The sequence below is a fragment of the Pseudonocardia sp. T1-2H genome (assembly GCF_038039215.1).
Classification (GTDB): domain Bacteria; phylum Actinomycetota; class Actinomycetes; order Mycobacteriales; family Pseudonocardiaceae; genus Pseudonocardia.
In genome coordinates this window covers 3,677,949-3,693,471 of record NZ_JBBPCL010000001.1, presented here as the reverse complement: position 1 = coordinate 3,693,471, position 15,523 = coordinate 3,677,949, and the positions used below count along the sequence as shown (strand labels likewise).

14 protein-coding genes and 2 pseudogenes are annotated in these 15,523 nt (G+C 74.2%); 5 read left to right on the top strand and 11 right to left on the bottom strand.

The annotated features are described in order from the left end of the window. Positions 1–8 precede the first annotated feature (8 nt). Positions 9–383, bottom strand: a complete 375-nt coding sequence (locus WBK50_RS18220) for an FKBP-type peptidyl-prolyl cis-trans isomerase (RefSeq protein WP_341336763.1) — start codon at positions 381–383, stop codon at positions 9–11. A 121-nt stretch (positions 384–504) separates the two neighbouring features. Here WBK50_RS18220 and WBK50_RS18215 point away from each other — a divergent pair, with 121 nt between their 5' ends. Then, entirely contained in the window at positions 505–1,389 is an 885-nt protein-coding gene (locus WBK50_RS18215; RefSeq protein ID WP_341336762.1) for an MOSC domain-containing protein, read from the top strand. A gap of 177 nt (positions 1,390–1,566) precedes the next feature. Then, the gene (locus tag WBK50_RS18210) at positions 1,567–2,976 is read left to right on the top strand and encodes an MFS transporter (RefSeq protein ID WP_341339431.1); all 1,410 of its coding nucleotides are present in this window, start codon (positions 1,567–1,569) and stop codon (positions 2,974–2,976) included. Positions 2,977–3,075: 99 nt separating this feature from the next. Here WBK50_RS18210 and WBK50_RS18205 read toward each other — a convergent pair. Then, a pseudogene (locus WBK50_RS18205) lies at positions 3,076–5,181 on the bottom strand (prolyl oligopeptidase family serine peptidase). A gap of 142 nt (positions 5,182–5,323) precedes the next feature. On the opposite strand from WBK50_RS18205, the gene WBK50_RS18200 reads away from it, so the two are divergent. Beyond that, positions 5,324–5,518, top strand: coding sequence for a hypothetical protein (locus WBK50_RS18200; RefSeq protein WP_341336761.1), 195 nt, complete (start codon positions 5,324–5,326; stop codon positions 5,516–5,518). A gap of 10 nt (positions 5,519–5,528) precedes the next feature. Here the strand turns inward: WBK50_RS18200 and WBK50_RS18195 are convergent, their stop codons facing one another. From WBK50_RS18195 to WBK50_RS18165, 7 genes and pseudogenes are all read right to left on the bottom strand, one after another. Next, the gene (locus WBK50_RS18195) at positions 5,529–6,764 is read right to left on the bottom strand and encodes an LCP family protein (protein ID WP_341336760.1); all 1,236 of its coding nucleotides are present in this window, start codon (positions 6,762–6,764) and stop codon (positions 5,529–5,531) included. Between the two features lie 165 nt (positions 6,765–6,929). Next, positions 6,930–7,235, bottom strand: coding sequence for an aromatic-ring hydroxylase C-terminal domain-containing protein (locus WBK50_RS18190; protein WP_341339430.1), 306 nt, complete (start codon positions 7,233–7,235; stop codon positions 6,930–6,932). 406 nt (positions 7,236–7,641) lie between these two features. Beyond that, positions 7,642–8,655, bottom strand: a pseudogene (locus tag WBK50_RS18185) (FAD-dependent monooxygenase); the annotation flags it as partial. A gap of 68 nt (positions 8,656–8,723) precedes the next feature. Continuing rightward, positions 8,724–9,608, bottom strand: a complete 885-nt coding sequence (locus tag WBK50_RS18180; protein WP_341336759.1) for an intradiol ring-cleavage dioxygenase — start codon at positions 9,606–9,608, stop codon at positions 8,724–8,726. After that, positions 9,605–10,672: a maleylacetate reductase gene (locus WBK50_RS18175; protein ID WP_341336758.1), complete on the bottom strand. Its 1,068-nt coding sequence runs from the start codon at positions 10,670–10,672 to the stop codon at positions 9,605–9,607. The genes WBK50_RS18180 and WBK50_RS18175 overlap by 4 nt, the downstream gene beginning before the upstream one ends. 200 nt (positions 10,673–10,872) lie before the next feature. Beyond that, positions 10,873–11,037 carry a hypothetical protein gene (locus WBK50_RS18170; RefSeq protein WP_341336757.1) on the bottom strand — a complete coding sequence of 55 codons (165 nt, stop codon included), beginning with the start codon at positions 11,035–11,037 and terminating at the stop codon, positions 10,873–10,875. Between the two features lie 59 nt (positions 11,038–11,096). Then, positions 11,097–12,329 (bottom strand): citrate synthase, encoded by a 1,233-nt coding sequence (locus tag WBK50_RS18165; protein ID WP_341336756.1) that lies wholly within the window; start codon positions 12,327–12,329, stop codon positions 11,097–11,099. Between the two features lie 70 nt (positions 12,330–12,399). On the opposite strand from WBK50_RS18165, the gene WBK50_RS18160 reads away from it, so the two are divergent. Continuing rightward, on the top strand, positions 12,400–13,563 hold the full coding sequence (locus WBK50_RS18160) for a citrate/2-methylcitrate synthase (protein WP_341336755.1): 1,164 nt from the start codon (positions 12,400–12,402) through the stop codon (positions 13,561–13,563). Between the two features lie 153 nt (positions 13,564–13,716). Here the strand turns inward: WBK50_RS18160 and WBK50_RS18155 are convergent, their stop codons facing one another. Beyond that, on the bottom strand, positions 13,717–14,121 hold the full coding sequence (locus tag WBK50_RS18155; RefSeq protein ID WP_445942272.1) for a nuclear transport factor 2 family protein: 405 nt from the start codon (positions 14,119–14,121) through the stop codon (positions 13,717–13,719). A gap of 138 nt (positions 14,122–14,259) precedes the next feature. Between WBK50_RS18155 and WBK50_RS18150 the strand changes: the two genes are divergently transcribed. Further along, positions 14,260–14,826, top strand: a complete 567-nt coding sequence (locus WBK50_RS18150; protein WP_341336754.1) for a TetR/AcrR family transcriptional regulator — start codon at positions 14,260–14,262, stop codon at positions 14,824–14,826. Positions 14,827–14,901: 75 nt separating this feature from the next. On the opposite strand, the gene WBK50_RS18145 is transcribed toward WBK50_RS18150, so the two are convergent. After that, positions 14,902–15,498 carry a TIGR03086 family metal-binding protein gene (locus WBK50_RS18145; protein ID WP_341336753.1) on the bottom strand — a complete coding sequence of 199 codons (597 nt, stop codon included), beginning with the start codon at positions 15,496–15,498 and terminating at the stop codon, positions 14,902–14,904. Positions 15,499–15,523: the final 25 nt, after the last annotated feature.

Sequence of the window (15,523 nt, the reverse complement as noted above, 5' to 3'; positions counted from 1 at the left end):
GACGCCGGTCAGCCGACCTGGAGCAGGTCCACCACGAAGATCAGGGTCTCGCCCGGCTTGATCGCGCCACCGGCGCCGCGGTCCCCGTAGCCCAGGTGCGGCGGGATGACGAGACGGCGGCGGCCGCCGACCTTCATGCCCTGGACGCCCTGGTCCCAGCCCTGGATGACCTGGCCGGCGCCGAGGCCGAACTGCAGCGGCTGACCGCGGTTGTAGGAGGCGTCGAACTCCTCGCCGGTGGAGTGCGCGACCCCGACGTAGTGCACGGCGACGCGATTGCCGGCGGTGGCTTCGGGGCCGTCGCCGACGGTGATGTCGGTGATCTCGAGGTCGGTGGGCACGGGCCCGTCGATCGGGTCGACCTCGGGCTTCTGCGGGGCCACGTGGGCTCCTCTCCGTTGGCGTCCGACCGCCGAGCGGCGGCCGGCAGCCAAGCGTGCCAGACACCCGGGCCACTCCGATCGGCGGTGGCGCGAGAATCGGAAGATCCTCTATACCGGACCCATGGCACTGGCGACCGTCTCCGCGCTGCACCGCTACCCCGTCAAGTCGATGCAGGGGGAGCAGGTGGAGTTGCTGCACCTGACACCCGGCGGGGCGCTCGGGGACCGGACCTACGCGGTCGTGGACACCGCCGACGGAACGGTGGCCAGCGCCAAGTACCCGCGCAAGTGGGGCGCGCTGCTCGGCTGCCGCGCCGCGTTCCTCGCCGAGCCGCGGCTCGACGGGCCGCCGGCGCCCGTCGCCGTCACGCTGCCGGACGGCCGGACCCTGCGCAGCGACGAGCCCGGCCTCGACGAGGCGTTGTCCGCGCTGCTCGGCCGGTCCGTCACGCTGTCGTCGGACCCCGCCGTGGGGGCCGAGTTCGAGGAGCAGTGGCCGGACATCGAAGGCCTCGCGCCGCAGAAGTTCATCGACGACACGACCGTCGAGCACAGCGAGGAGGGCGAGGCCGTCAGCCGGATCGGGACGGCCGGGCTGGCACCCGGGGAGTCGTTCCTGGACCTCGCGGTCCTGCACCTGATGACGACCGCCACGCTCGGCGCGCTGTCCGAGGCCGCGCCGGGCTCCGTCTTCGACCCCCGCCGCTACCGGCCCAACCTGCTGCTGGATCCCCCCGGCGGACCCGGGTTCGTCGAGGACGAGTGGGTCGGGGACACCCTTGCCGTCGGCGACGCGCGGATCATCGTGACCATGCCGACCATGCGCTGCGTCATGACGACGCTCGCCCAGGAGGGCTTCGCGGAGGACCGGGACACGCTGCGCACCATCGCCCGGATGAACCGTCGGACCATCCCGGGCATGGGGACGTGGGCCTGCGCGGGCGCCTACGCGGACGTGACGACCGGAGGCGCGGTGCGGGTCGGCGACCCGGTCTGGGCGGGCTGAGTCCGGACGGCGAGCCCCGCCGGACCGGGGTACGTTTTCCACCGTGAGACGTCCTCTCCCGAGCCCGACTCCGTGAGCACGGCCCCCGTCCGGTCGTCGACCGGCGGCTCGTCCGACGACGACACCCCGGACCCGCGCCGCTGGCGCGCCCTGAGCGTCACCCTGACCGCGGGCTTCATGTCCCTGCTCGACGTCAGCATCGTGTCCGTCGCGCTGCCGTCGATCCAGCAGGGCCTGGGGACCGGCGCGGCGGGCGCGCAGTGGGTGGTCTCGGGCTACGCCCTGACCTTCGGGCTCGCGCTCGTGCCCGCGGGCCGGCTCGGCGACGCGCTCGGCCGGCGGCGGATGTTCCTGATCGCCCTGACGGCGTTCGTCGGGTTCAGTGCGCTGGCCGGGGCGGCGCCGAGCATCACGTGGCTGATCGTCGCGCGGCTCGCGCAGGGCCTGGCCGCGGGCGCGCTCGCGCCGCAGAACTCGGCGCTGATCCAGAGCCTGTTCCGGGGGGCGGAGCGGGGCCGCGCGTTCGGCCTCTTCGGCGCGACGGTCGGCATCTCGACGGCGGCCGGCCCGATCGTCGGCGGGGCGCTGCTGGCGCTGTTCGGCGAACCGGACGGCTGGCGCTGGATCTTCTACGTCAACGTCCCGATCGGGGTGCTCGCGCTGGTCCTGGCCGCGCGCCTGCTGCCGAAGCTGAGCTCGGACCGGCCCCGCGGGCACATCGACTGGGTGGGCGTCGGGCTGCTCGGCGGGGCGGTCCTCGCCCTGCTGCTACCGCTGGTGCAGGCCGAGTCCGGCGGGCTGTCCCGGCTGTCCTGGCTCTTCCCGATCGGTGTGGTGCTCGGCGTCGTGTTCGTCCTGTGGGAACGTCGCGAGCTGCGCCGGGAGAAGGAGCCGCTGCTCGACCTGCGACTGCTCACCCGGACCCCCGGGTACGCCCCCGGCGCGCTCCTCGGGCTCGTCTACTTCACCGGCTTCAGCGGCGTCTGGATCGTGTTCGCGCAGTTCTACCAGGGCGGACTCGGTTACACGCCGCTGCAGTCCGGCCTCTCGGTGACCTCGTTCGCCGTCGGCTCCGCGGTCTCGGCCGTCGTCGCCGGCCGGCTGGTGGAGCGCTACGGCCGCAGGCTGACCGTGTTCGGCCTCTCGGCGGTCGCGACGGGCATCGCCGCGGCGGCCGTCATCCTGCTGCTCTCCCCGCCGTCGGTGGCCGGGTTCGCCGTCGCCCCCGCCCTGCTCCTCGGGGGGATCGGCGGCGGGTTCGTCATCTCCCCGAACATCACGATGACGCTGCGGAACGTGCCGGTCCGGATGGCGGGTTCCGCGGGTGGCGCGCTGCAGACCGGGCAGCGGGTGGGCGCGGCGATCGGGACGGCGATCGTCGCCGGCGTCTACTTCGGGGTGCTCGCGGGGACCGGCCGGAACTTCCACCTCGCGATCGCCGTCGCGCTCGGGGTGGCGGTGACGACCACGCTGATCGCGCTCGGGATCGGGATCGCGGACCTGGGGAACGAGAAGCGACGGGGCTCGGGCGACGAGGTCGAGCGGGACCCCCGGGACGGCCCGCCGCACCATTTCCTGCACGAGTGACGCGACGGTCCCGCCGTCCCTCCTGATCGTTCCGCGAGGCACCTCAGGGCTCCTCCGACCGCGTCCACGCGACGCTCGGACCGCTCATCGCCCCGGTGATCACGACGGGGGAGCAGGTACCCCGAGCGCCTCGCGGAGGAACTCCACCTGCAGCAGCAGGAGGTTCTCCGCCACGACCTCCTGCGGCGTCATGTGTGTGACCCCGGAGAGCGGCAGCACCTCGTGCGCCCGCCCCGCGGCGAGCAGCGCCGACGAGAGCCGGAGGGTGTGCGCGGCCACCACGTTGTCGTCGGCCAGGCCGTGGATCAGCATCAACGCGCGGTTGGGCCGGTCCTCCGACGGCGGCACCGCGGCGTCTCCGAACAGCGACGAGCGCTCGTACGCCGCGGGCTCGGTGTCCGGGTGGCCGAGGTACCGCTCGGTGTAGTGGGTGTCGTAGAGCCTCCAGTCCGTGACGGGCGCCCCCGCGACCGCGGCGTGGAAGACGTCCGGGCGGCGCAGCACCGCGAGTGCCGCGAGGTACCCGCCGAAGGACCAGCCGCGGATGCCGACCCGGTCCAGGTCGAGGTCCGGGTAGCGGGTCGCGACGTCCCGCAGCGCGTCGATCTGGTCGTCGAGCACGGGCTGGGCCAGGTCCAGGTGCACCGCGCGCTCGAACTCGGGGCCGCGCCCCGGCGTCCCCCGCCCGTCGACGACGACGACCGCGAACCCCTGGTCCGCGAACCACTGGCTGGTCAGGTGCGCGTTGCGGGCGGCGAGGACGCGCTGGGCGTGCGGCCCGCCGTACGGGTCCATCAGCACGGGCAGTGGGGTACCGGGCGCCCACCAGGACGGCAGCAGCACGGCGGTGCTGAGCTCCCGCGGCCCCGCCCGAAGGAGCGTCACCGACGGCGCCAGCCCGGGGTCCGCGGCGAACGACGGGATCACGTGCTCGACGCCGTCGGCCACCACGGTCATCGACGACGGCGAGTCGAGATCGGTGGAGGACCGCACCAGGGTCCCGCCGGTGAGCCTCCCGGAGTGCAGGCCACCCTCGGGGGAGAGGCGGGTCAGGCCGGCCGACGCCGACCAGGTCCACAGCCCGATGGTCTCCGGGGCCTCGGACGCGGTGAGGAGCAGCGTGTCGTCGTCGATGTCGAGCAGGCTCCTGACCTGCAGCGAGGTCGGCGTCACCGGCCCCCCGCCGACCACGAGCCGGCGGGCGCCGTCCCGGTCGTCGATCTGGACGAGCGTGCCGTCGCCGGTCCGCGCGGGCACCCCGGGGACGATCTCCACCCAGATCGGGTCCGTGCGCTCGTCCAGCGGGGTGGTCTCCCCGGTCGCGACGTCCACGGCGAGCGTCCGCAGGGCCTTCTGGTCCCGCGGCTGGACGACGATCATCAGCCCGTGGGCGTCCCACACGACGTCCGCGAGGTACTCGTTCGCGTCGACGTCCCAGGTGACGGGGACGCGCTTCCCGTCGAGCCGGACGATCTCGAGGGTGACCGCCGCGTTGGGCGTCCCCGCCGCGGGGTAGGCGACAGCCGTCGGCGTGCGGTCCGGGTTCGCCGGGTCCGCGATGTGCCAGCGCCGCACCGGGGACTCGTCGACCCGCGCGGCCACCAGCGCGTCGCCGTCCGGGGACCACCAGTACCCGCGCATCCGGTTCATCTCCTCGGCGGCGGCGAAGTCCGCGAGGCCCCACGTGACGTTCTCGCCGTCCGGGGAGACGAGCGTCTCCGTCGTCCCGCCCGCGACGAGGTGCACGTGCAGCCCACCGCCGGAGGCGAACGCGATCCGCGCCCCGGACGGGTCCAGCCGCGGGTCGATCACCGCGCCGTCCGTCTCGATCAGCCGGGGGACAGCCCGCCCGCGAAGTCGGCCAGGTAGAGCTGCCCGGACAGGGCGAAGCACGCGCTGGTGACGGCCCGGTCCGTCGCGTAGCCGACGACGCCGCCGGCCTGCTCGCGGGCCCGTTCGCGGCGGGCCCGCTCCTCGGCCGGCAGGTCCTCCTCGGCCGTGGTGTCGAGCTCACGCGGGTCCGCGACCAGGCGTTCCTCCCCGGAGGAGAAGCTCGTAGGTCCACAGGCACGTCACCGGATCCGTGCCGCCGCGGCTGCGCAGGAAGACCACGCGGCCGCCGTCCGGGGAGATCGTGACGCCGCGCGGGGCGCCGAGGGTGAATCGCCGGGTACGGGCCTGCAGACGCGGGAAGGACTCGGTCACAGGGTCAGTCTGCCCGCGAACGGTTCCGGGGTCCCGCCGACCCCGGGAGGCGGACCGTTCACGGTCAGCCACCCGTCCGGGGCGCTGCCTGGGGTGCCCCGAGGCGTTGGAGGGGTATTCCCCCGATGGAGGTGGAGCGCCGATGATCACTGTGTACCTGTCCGCGCGGACGCTGGCCGCCGCCCGTGACGTCGATCCGTCCGTCTCGCCCGCGGCGGTGCACGCCGCGGTGGAGGTGGCGGTCGCGGAGCAGCTCCGCGAGGTCGCGGGCTGGCCGGCGGAGGCGATCCGGGCGCGCGCCGCCAGCCTGGAGCGCAGGGCGGACCCGGAGACCTGACGGGCGCCGGTCAGTCCACGCAGGTGACGCCGCCGGCGTCGATCACCGGCCGGCTGCTCGGGGGAGCGGCCGTGGACGGACCCGGCCCCGCCGTCGGGGTCGGGGTCACGCCCGCCGGGGCGCCGGCCCGGACGGGGCCTGCCGCGGCCGACTCCCCGTCGCCGGCCCGCGGGTCGCCGTTCAGGACCGTCGCGACGAACCCGCGGACCCGCGCGTCGTCGACCTCGACGGCAATCCCGTCGACCGGGGTCTGCAGGTCCGGCCGGATCGTCGGGACGGTCCGGAACACCACGTCCGTCCCGGCGAGGGAGCCGAGCTGCCCGACGACGGCGTCGAGGTTCCACCCGGCGTCGACGACCACGTAGCGGGTGACCACGGACATCAGGCCGGACATCCGCACGGGGTCCCCGAGGGTGCCCGTCGAGAGCAGCTGGTTGGTGAGCCCCGCGAGGAAGGCCTGCTGGCGGGTGATCCGGTCCAGGTCGCCGTCCTCCAGCCCGTGCCGCTGCCGCACGAACGCGAGCGCGCCGGCGCCCTGCAGCGTCTGCGGGCCGGCCGGCAGCTCGACCCCTGAGTACGCCGAGTCGTCGACCGCGCCGTTGAGGCACACCCGGATCCCGCCGAGGGTGTTCGTCAGCTCGACGAACCCGGCCAGGTTGATCTCGCCGTAGTGGTCGACGGTGATGCCGGAGACGGCCTCCACGGTGTCGACGAGCGTGCGCCGCCCGGCCTCCCGGGCGCGCCGGTCCAGCTCCGCGCCACCGACGCCCCGCGCCTGCAGCTGCGCCTCCGCGGCCCGGTACCCCCGCCCGAAGGCCGAATTGATCTTGTGTCGGCCGCTGCCGTCGGAGATCGGGACGTAGGAGTCCCGCGGGAAGGACACCGCGACGACGGGCTCCGTCGCCGAGGCCGGGACGTGCACCAGGATGATCGTGTCCGTGTGCAGCTGACCGTCATCGCCCCCCGCGTGCAGCTGCGCGAGGACGTCGGCCGGCAGGGGGTCGCCCTGGGCGTCCGTCCGGCTGTCCAGCCCGACGAGCAGGGCGGTGAACGCCTGCCGGGCGGCGCCGGACGGGGCGGGCGGCGGGAGCGTGCCGCCCAGCACGGTGCTCGTCGTGAGCTGGGTGGAGATCGAGCGGTACGCGTTCCACGCGTACCCCGTGACGACGAGGACCCCGATCGACACCAGCGCGAGCGCGGTCCGTCCCGCACCCACGAGCACGGCACGCGCGCGCGACTCGGCCATCCGGTCCTCTCCAGGCCAGGACAAGGCGACGCTGCTCGGTCCGTCGAGACTCGGCCGACGGGTGCAGCCGATCGCAGGACACTACTGCGACCGGCCCGCACCCGCGCGACGCGTGTGATCAGATTCGGCCGTCCGGACCAGCCGCGACGCCCGTCCGGCCGCCGTTCAGAGGCTCAGGACCGTCGTCAGCACGCGGCTCAGCTCGGCCATCGGATCGTCGGTCAGCGAGGCCGAGCGCCAGGCGACGTGACCGTCCGGGCGCACCAGCACGCAGCCGGACTCGGCGACCTCCCGGGCCCGTGCCCAGTCCTCGTAGGCGTCGGTCAGCTCGCGGCCCGGCCCGATCACGTGCGCGGCGATCTCGATCCCGATCTGGTCCGCGACCTTCGCCGCCGCGTCCGCCCAGGCCCCGCCGCTGATCCCGGTGAGCAGGGCGAACCGCCCCTTGCCGACGACGTCGTGCGTGCTCACCTTCAGCCCGGACTCCCGCTCGACGAGCCAGACGTGCGGCAACCGCGCGCCCGGCCACGTCGTCGGGTGGTAATGAGAGCTCGGGATCCCGGGTGTACTCGGGTTCGGGCGTTCCGTCCGGCACCACCGCGCCGGAGGCGTAGCGCTGCCCGAGCTCCACCCCGTGCGTGTTGAACTCGTAGTTCTTGAGCTCCAGGGCGTCGCGCAGCTTGGCCCGCTGCTCCGCGGCCTCCGGGGTGTCGTCGAGCCGGGCGTCGATCCGCGCCCGCATGACCTCCGGTTCGGCGCCGTCCGACAGGCCCAGCGCCTCGAAGATCGGCCCGAACTGCTCGATCGACTTGTTGGCCCGCAGGACGATCTGCTTCCCGACGGGTGCCCGCTCGGCGTCGTAGGAATCCAGCAGGCCTTCGCCCGCGGCGCCGCGCAGCACGTACGCGAGCTTCCAGGCGAGGTTGTACGAGTCCTGGATCGACGTGTTGGAGCCCAGCCCGTTCGACGGCGGGTGCCGGTGGACGGCGTCCCCGGCGCAGAACACGCGGCCGCTGCGGTACCGCGTCGCCCACATCTTGTTGTTGCCCCACAGGGAGGTCGAGCGGATCGTCACCGGGATCGACGCGTCGCCGAGCAGCTCGTGGACGATCTTGGTGGCCTCGGCGTCGTCGAGCTCCGGGGGAGGGGCGGTGATGTCGTAGCCCCAGATCGCCATCCACTCGTTCCACGGCCGGACCATCCGCACCACGCCCATGCCGATCCCGCCGACGTCCGACCCGGGCTGCAGCACCCAGTACAGGTTGCTCGGCCGGTGCTCGACCAGGTGCGTGAGGTCCGCGTGGAAGACGATGTTCATGCTGCCGGCGGTGTCCATCTCGCCCTCGAACGGCAGCCCGAGGTCCGCGGCGACCCGGCTCCGGCCGCCGTCCGCGCCGATCACGTATTTCGCCCGGATCGTGAATTCCGCGCCGGTCAGCCGGTCCCGGCAGCGGACGGTGACGCCGTCGGCGTCCTGCTCGAGCCCGAGGTACTCGGTGTCGAACCGGAACCGGCTGCCCCTCGACGCCGCGTGCCCGACCACGATCGGCTCCAGCAGGGTCTGCGGGATGTCGCAGAGCGGCGACGGGCTGGCGAGGGCGTGGTCCGCCACGCGTGCGGGGTGGGTACCGAAGGTCCGCAGGCGACCGATCTCGTCGCCCGCCAGGCTGGTGCAGAACACCGTGTCGCCCAGGAGCGCGTGCGGGGTGCTCTGGGCGAGGACGTCGTCGGAGATGCCGAGGTCCCGGAAGATCTCGACCGTGCGCTGGTTGGTGAGGTGGGCGCGCGGGGTGTTCGCGGTCCAGCGGTACTTGGTGATCACCAGGTGGTCGACGCCGAGGGTCGCCAGGGCGAGCGCCGCACCACCGCCGGCCGGCCCGCTGCCGATCACCAGGACGTCCGTCGTCAGGGAGCCGGCGGTCTCGATGTCCACGCCGCCGGCGGCGTCGGCCGAGCTGCTCACGCGGCCTCCTCGGGGGCGAGCACGATGTCGAACGAGACCTCGTTCCACACGCCCTCCCGGGCACTGCCGTCCGGCGCCGCCCCGCCGTTCCGCTCCGTGAACGCGTACACCAGGGAGTCCTTCACCCCGAAGACCGCGTCGCGGTCCAGGTACTCGTCGCCGTCGACGAAGATGTGGGTCACCAGGCGCCGGAAGCCCGGCGCGCTGACCATGAAGTGCAGGTGGGCCGGCCGCATCGGGCCGCGCCCGCCGCGGGCCAGCAGGTCGCCGACCGGGCCGTCGGCGGGGATCGAGTACGGCGAGGGGCGGACGGACCAGAAGCGGTAGCCGCCGTCCGCGCCGGAGCGCAGCCAGCCGCGGCCCTGCGTGCGGTTCCCCTCGTACTGGACGTCGTAGAAGCCGTCCTCGTCGGCCTCCCAGACGTCGATCCGGGCGCCGGGGACCGGGCTCCCGTCGGTCGCCCGGACGCTGCCGGACACCCAGCACGGGATGCCGGGCGCGCCCTGTGCGATGTCCCCGCCGGGCTCGATCTCGGGGGCACCGTCGACGAAGAACGGGCCGAACACGGTCGACTCGGTGGCGTCCTGCTGCGGTGGGGCGTTCATCCCGACCGTCAGCATCGACAGGCCCAGGACGTCCGAGAGCAGGATGAACTCCTGCCGCCGGTCGTCGGTCAGGTGCCCGACGCGGGTCAGGAACGCGATCGCCGCATCCCACTCCTCCTGGGTGAGCCGCACGTCCCGGGCGAAGGCGTGCAGGTGCCGGACGAGGCTCTCCATCACCTCGCGGTACCGGTCGTCCTTCGCCTCGGCGAAGCTGGCGACGACCTCGTCGGTGACGGCCTGCTCTCTCGCCGTCTGCTCGCTGTCGGTACTGGTCACACGGTCTCCTTCGGGGTGGTGCCGGCCCAGGCGTCGTGCAGCAGGGCGCGGAGCGCGTCACGGTCGGTCGGTCGGGGATGGCCCGGGGGGAGGTGTCCGTCGAGCCTCTCGACGATCGGTTCGAGCTGGTCCTCGGCCAGGCCCAGCTCGCGTAGCCCGGCGGGGATGCCGAGCCGGGTGGCGAGCGCACGCAGGGCGCCCACGGGGTCGTCGGTGTCGAGGGCGCGGCGCATGCGCCGCGCCGCCTCCGCCGCGTACGGCAGCGTGTAGGCGACGACGTGCGGCAGGACGGTCGCGTGCGTCAGCGCGTGCGGCAGGTCGTAGGCGCCCCCGAGGGCGTGGCAGATCGCGTGGTGCAGACCGGAGCCCGCGCCCGCGAGGGAGGCGCCCGCGAGGTACGCCCCGTAGAGCAGGTCGGCACGGGGGGCCTCGGCGGACGGCTCGTCGACGATCAGGGACAGGCCCTCGGCGAGGGCCCGGACCCCGTCCTCGGCCAGGACCGTCGAGACGGGGTTGGCGCGGGGCGCCCAGAACGCCTCGACGCAGTGGGCCATCGCGTTCAGCCCGCTCGCCGAGGCGATCCGCACCGGGAGCCCGTAGGTGAGCTCGGGGTCGTAGACGATCGCGCGGGGCAGGACGCGCTCGTCGCGCCCGGTGGTCTTGCGGCGGCCCTCGGTCATGCCCCAGACCGGGGTGACCTCGGAGCCCGCGTACGTCGTCGGGACACAGAGGATCGGCAGGCCCGTGGTCAGCGCGACCGCCTTGGCGGTCCCGACCGACGACCCGCCGCCGAACGCCAGCAGGGCGTCCGCGCGGACCTCGACGGCCCGCGCGCGGGCCCGCTCGGCGACGGCGACGGGGACGTGCTCACGGACCTCGGTGAACTCGCCGACCACCGGGAGGCCCTTCGTGCGCTCCCGGGCCGGGGACACGGCGGAGCCGCTGGCCACCAGGAGCACCCGGTGCGCACCGAGCCTCGCCAGCTCGGGGGCCAGTTCCGTCCGTGAGGTGCCGGCGCCGAAGACGACCCGGCCGGGAAGGGCGTCGTAGGTGAAGCGATCCACCGGACCTCCGGGGTTCGTCGTCCAAAAGGGGTTGCGCGACCACCCTTGTGCACGCTCTGTCATCTGTCCACTACTCATCGGTGATATGAGGCTCACTCTCGAATGTGGGACCTGCGGCAGCTCCGGTACTTCGTGACGGTCGCGGAGGAGCGGTCCCCTCACCCGGGTCGCCGCGCGGCTCCACCTCACCCACCCTCCGCTCAGCGGCGCAGCTCGCGCGCCCGGAACACGAGCTCGGCACCGGGCTGCTGGTCCGGCACCGCCGCGGCGTCGACCTCACCGACGCCGGCGCCCACCTCCTGGGCCGTGCGCGCCGGCTGCTCGCGGACGTCCGCGCTCGGCGGGCCGAGCTGGGGCTGTTGCACCTGCCGCCGCCGGGAGCCGCCGCCGCGGCGCACCCGGACCTCGACGTCGCGGTGATCGGTCAGGGGCGCGGGCCGACGTAGACGCCCTCCGGGCGGAATCGCAGGCCCGGCTCGTCGTACTCCTCGAGCGCGTGCGCGACCCACCCGGCCGTGCGCGCGATCGCGAAGACGGCCTCGCCGACATCCGGGCGCAGGTCCAGGGCGTGCGAGAGCGCCGCGAGCCCGAGATCGATGTTGGCGAACAGCCCGGGCCTCCCGGCGAGACCCTCCACCACCCGGTCCACGGCGGCGAGGACGGGAGCGTCCGGAACGCGGTCCCGCAGCACGGCGAACAGCAGGTCCGCCCGCGGGTCGTGGTGGCGGTAGACGCGATGACCGAAGCCGGGAACCCGGACGCCGGTGCGCAACCGGTCCGAGAGCGCCCGCACCGGATCGTCGAGGGCGTCCGCCAGGAAGCGGTGGGCCATCGCGCTGGCGCCACCGTGGTACTGCCCGTCGATGGCGCCGAGCCCGGCGGAGACGACCGCGTACGGGTTCGCCCGGGCGCTCGCGGCGACGCGTGCGGCAAGGGTCGACACCGCCAGGTCGTGGTCCGCGAGGAGGACGAGCAGCAGGTCCAGGACGGCCGGGCCCACTCGGCCGTCCGAACCGTCCCCGCCCTGGTCGTCGGGATCCGGGCCGCCGGGACCCGGCTCGGGGTGGCGTGCGAGGGCGGGCCAGAGCCGCTCGGCGATGCTGCCGCCGGAGGCTCCGGACAGCGACTCCGCCAGTATCGCGAGCAGCGACTCCGCCCTTCGCACCACCGCGTCCGGCGCGAGGTCGTACCGCAGCGGATCGGCCGCGCCGACGGCCGCGACGGCCACCCGGATCCGGTCGGTCAGCTCCGCCGACGGCGGCAGGGCCGCGATCGCGGTGCCCGCGACGTCCACCAGCGCCGCCGGCGCGGTGAAGGCCCGTGGCTCCGGGCGCCCGGTCCAGAGCAGGTGCGCGACGGACTCGAAGGACTCCGTGCGTGCCAGGTCGGTCACCCGGCGGCCCCGGTAGTACAGCTCGTCGTCCTCCAGCAGCGTGATCGCGGTGCGGATCCGCTCGATCGCCCCGGAGGGGGCGCGGCCCTCGCGGCCCCGCTCGGCGAGGCGGTCGACGTCGTCCTGCGCGAAGAGGCTGCCCCGCCGCGCCCCGGACCGGACGCTGGTCAACAGCCCGCGGCTGACGTAGGCGTAGATCGTCTCGGGCTTCACGTCGAGGCGCTTCGCGGCCTCCGCGGTGGTCAGGAACGTGTCTCCGGCCATGGTCCTCGGCCCTCCCATGTTGACTGGATCAATATTGACAATAGTTGATCGGCGGGTCGACAGTCACGGCATGACTCTCACGACCGACACGGACGGTCCGATCACCGTCCCGCCCGGGCTCCGCAACGTCGTCGTCACGTCCACCGAGATCGGGGACGTGCGAGGGAGCGAGGGCTTCTACCACTACCGCCAGTACTCCGCGGTCGACCTCGCGCGCGGTAGGACCTTCGAGGACGTCTGGTTCCTGTTCGTCGAGGGGCGCCTGCCCACGCCGGCGGAGGCGAGGCGCTTCACCGGCGAGGTGGCACCGCTGCGGGTGCTGCCCGACGAGCTGCGCGAGGTGCTGCCGGCGATCGCCGCGGCGGGGGAGCGGCTCCAGCCGTTGATGGCGCTGCGGACCGCGCTCTCCCTGATCGGCAGCGCCCGGGACGTCCCGCCGCTGTGGGACGCCGACGCCGCGACCCGGCGCGAGAACGCGCTCCTCGTCTGCGCCGTGACGCCGACCGTCCTGGCGGCGCTGCACCGGCTGCGGTCCGGCCTGGAGCCGCTCGAGCCGCGTGCCGACCTCTCCGCGGCGGCGAACTGGATCTTCATGGTCACGGGCTCGGTCCCGCCGCCGCGGCACGCCGCCGCGGTGGAGAAGTACCTGGTTGCGACGATCGACCACGGGTTCAACGCCTCGACGTTCACCTCCCGGGTCGTGGCCTCGACCGGCGCGGACGTCGTGTCCGCGGTGGTGGCGGCGATCGGCGCGTTCTCCGGACCGCTGCACGGCGGCGCCCCGGACCGCGCCCTGGCCGGCCTGGACGAGATCGGGACGCCGGACCGGATCGACGAGTGGGTACGCGCGAGGGTCCTCGCCCACGACCGGATCATGGGCTTCGGTCACGCCGTCTACCGGACGGACGATCCGCGCTCGCTGATGCTGCGGGAGGTCGCCGCGGAGCTGGGCGGCGAGCTGGCGGACTTCGCGATGACCGTGGAGCGGCGGGTCGTCGAGATCCTCGCCGAGCTCAAGCCCGAGCGGCGGCTGTACGCGAACGTCGAGTTCTACGCGGGGGTGGTCATGGAGCTCTGCGGGATCCCGCGCTCGATGTTCACGCCCACGTTCGCGGTGAGCCGGGTCGTCGGCTGGACGGCCAACGTCCTGGAGCAGGCGACCGAGCGGCGGATCATCCGGCCGGCCGCCCGCTACGTCGGGCCGCCCGCGCCGGAACCGGTCCCGGCGGCGTAGCCGCCCCCGAGGGCGGGCCCGGCGTGCGCCGTTCCGCGGCATGCGCGCCACGTGGCGCGAGGCGCGTCGTGCGGCGTCGTGCGGCGTCGTGCGCGCCGTCCGGCGCTACCCGCTCCGCCGACGGCGCGCGCGGCGCGGGACCGCCCGCGTGACCTACCGGAGGGGGATCTCCTGGCCGCGCTCCGACTCGGGGCGCGGCCCGAAGATCCTGCGCTCGGACTCGTCGATGACGACGTCGTTGATGCTGGCCTCGCGCCGGACCATCAGCCCGTGGGAGTCGAACTCCCAGTTCTCGTTGCCGTAGCTGCGGTACCAGATGCCGGCCGCGTCGTGGCTCTCGTACTGGAACCGGACGGCGATCCGGTTGTCCGCGAACGTCCAGAGGGCCTTGCGCAGCGCGTAGTCCAGCTCGCGCTCCCACTTCGCCTTGAGCAGGGCGACGATCTCGGCGCGGCCCTGCACGAAGGTGTCGCGGTTGCGCCAGACGGAGTCCTCGGTGTAGGCGAGCGCCACCTTCTCGGGGTCGCGGGTGTTCCACGCGTCCTCGGCGGCCTGCACCTTCTGTCGCGCCGTCTCGAGCGTGAACGGGGGAGCGGCGGGCGGTCGGCCATCGGTGGACTCCTCGCGAGTATGAGAACGGGCGTTCTCCCCGTAGGCTAGAGAACGTCAGTTCTCCTTCGCAAGTACGGACTCCGGATGGCCCCGCTCGATCCCGACACCGCCCGCACCCGGCTGCTCGACGCCGCCGAGGACCTCTTCTACGCCCGGGGTATCCAGGCCGTCGGCATGGACGACATCCGCGGCGGTTCCGGCGTCTCGCTCAAGCGGCTGTACTCGCTGTACCCGGCCAAGGAGCAGCTCGTCGAGGCGTACCTGCAGCGGCGTGACGTCCGGTGGCGCGGCCGGCTCGCGGCGTTCGTGGAGCAGGTCGACGACCCCCGGGAGCGCGTCCTCGCGGTGTTCGACTGGCTCGAGACCTGGTTCCGCGAACCCGGCTTCCGCGGCTGCGCCTGGATCAACGGCCACGGCGAGCTGGGGGCGACGTCGGACGTCGTGGCGGGGCTGGCCCGCGAGCACAAGCGCGCCTTCGCGGACTACGTCGCAGGGCTCGTCCGCGAGGCGGGCCTGCCGGAGGCTCTCGCGCCGCAGGTGTTCCTGCTCGCGGAGGGGGCGATGGTCGCCGCGGGGATCCTGGGTACGGCTGCGCCGGCGGCCCAGGCTCGCGCAGCGGCGGAGGCGCTGGTGAGTGCGTCCGCCGCGTGAGTGGGGCGGTTTCCGCCGCTCGAGTGGCTCGAGCGCCACTCTGCGCCGCTCGAGCGGCTCACGCAGCCGGCTCGATCAGGGCCTCCAGTGCGGGTCCCGGCCCGTGAGGCCGAGCAGGCGGTCGAGCACCGGCGCCTCCTCCGGGACCGGCACCGAGGCGCCGTAGACGCCCATCTCCCGACCGATCTCTGCGGTGGCCGCCACCTCGGCGTGCACGACCGTGAGGACGTCCGGCGCCCACATCGGCTCCAGGTCGAGGGCGCGTCCGAGGTCCCAGCCGTGCACCACCAGCTCGCCCACCGCCATCCCGCCGACCATCGAGGCGGGCAGGGGCTCGGGCCCGCCCATCGACGTCGTCCCCTCCCAGGCCCCGACGTCGCCCCACGCCTCGGCGACGTCCGCGAACACCGCGGTCAAGGCCGCCGGCCAGTCGCCGACCACCAGGTCGACGTCGGCTTCCGACTCCGCGGGCGGCAGCGCGGTCTCGCGCCGCCCGGCCGCGGCCAGGACCGGGCCCCAGAAGAGCAGGTGGTTGAGCAGGTCGCGGACCGCGTAGTCGGCGCAGGGGGTCGGGGCGTCGAGCCGGGCGGGGTCGACCGCGCGGATCAGCGCGGAGATCGGCGCGACGGCGGCGGGGAGGACGGACGCGGCGACGAGGTCGGTCGGGGGCATGCCCGCACGGTAGAGCGTCGACCGC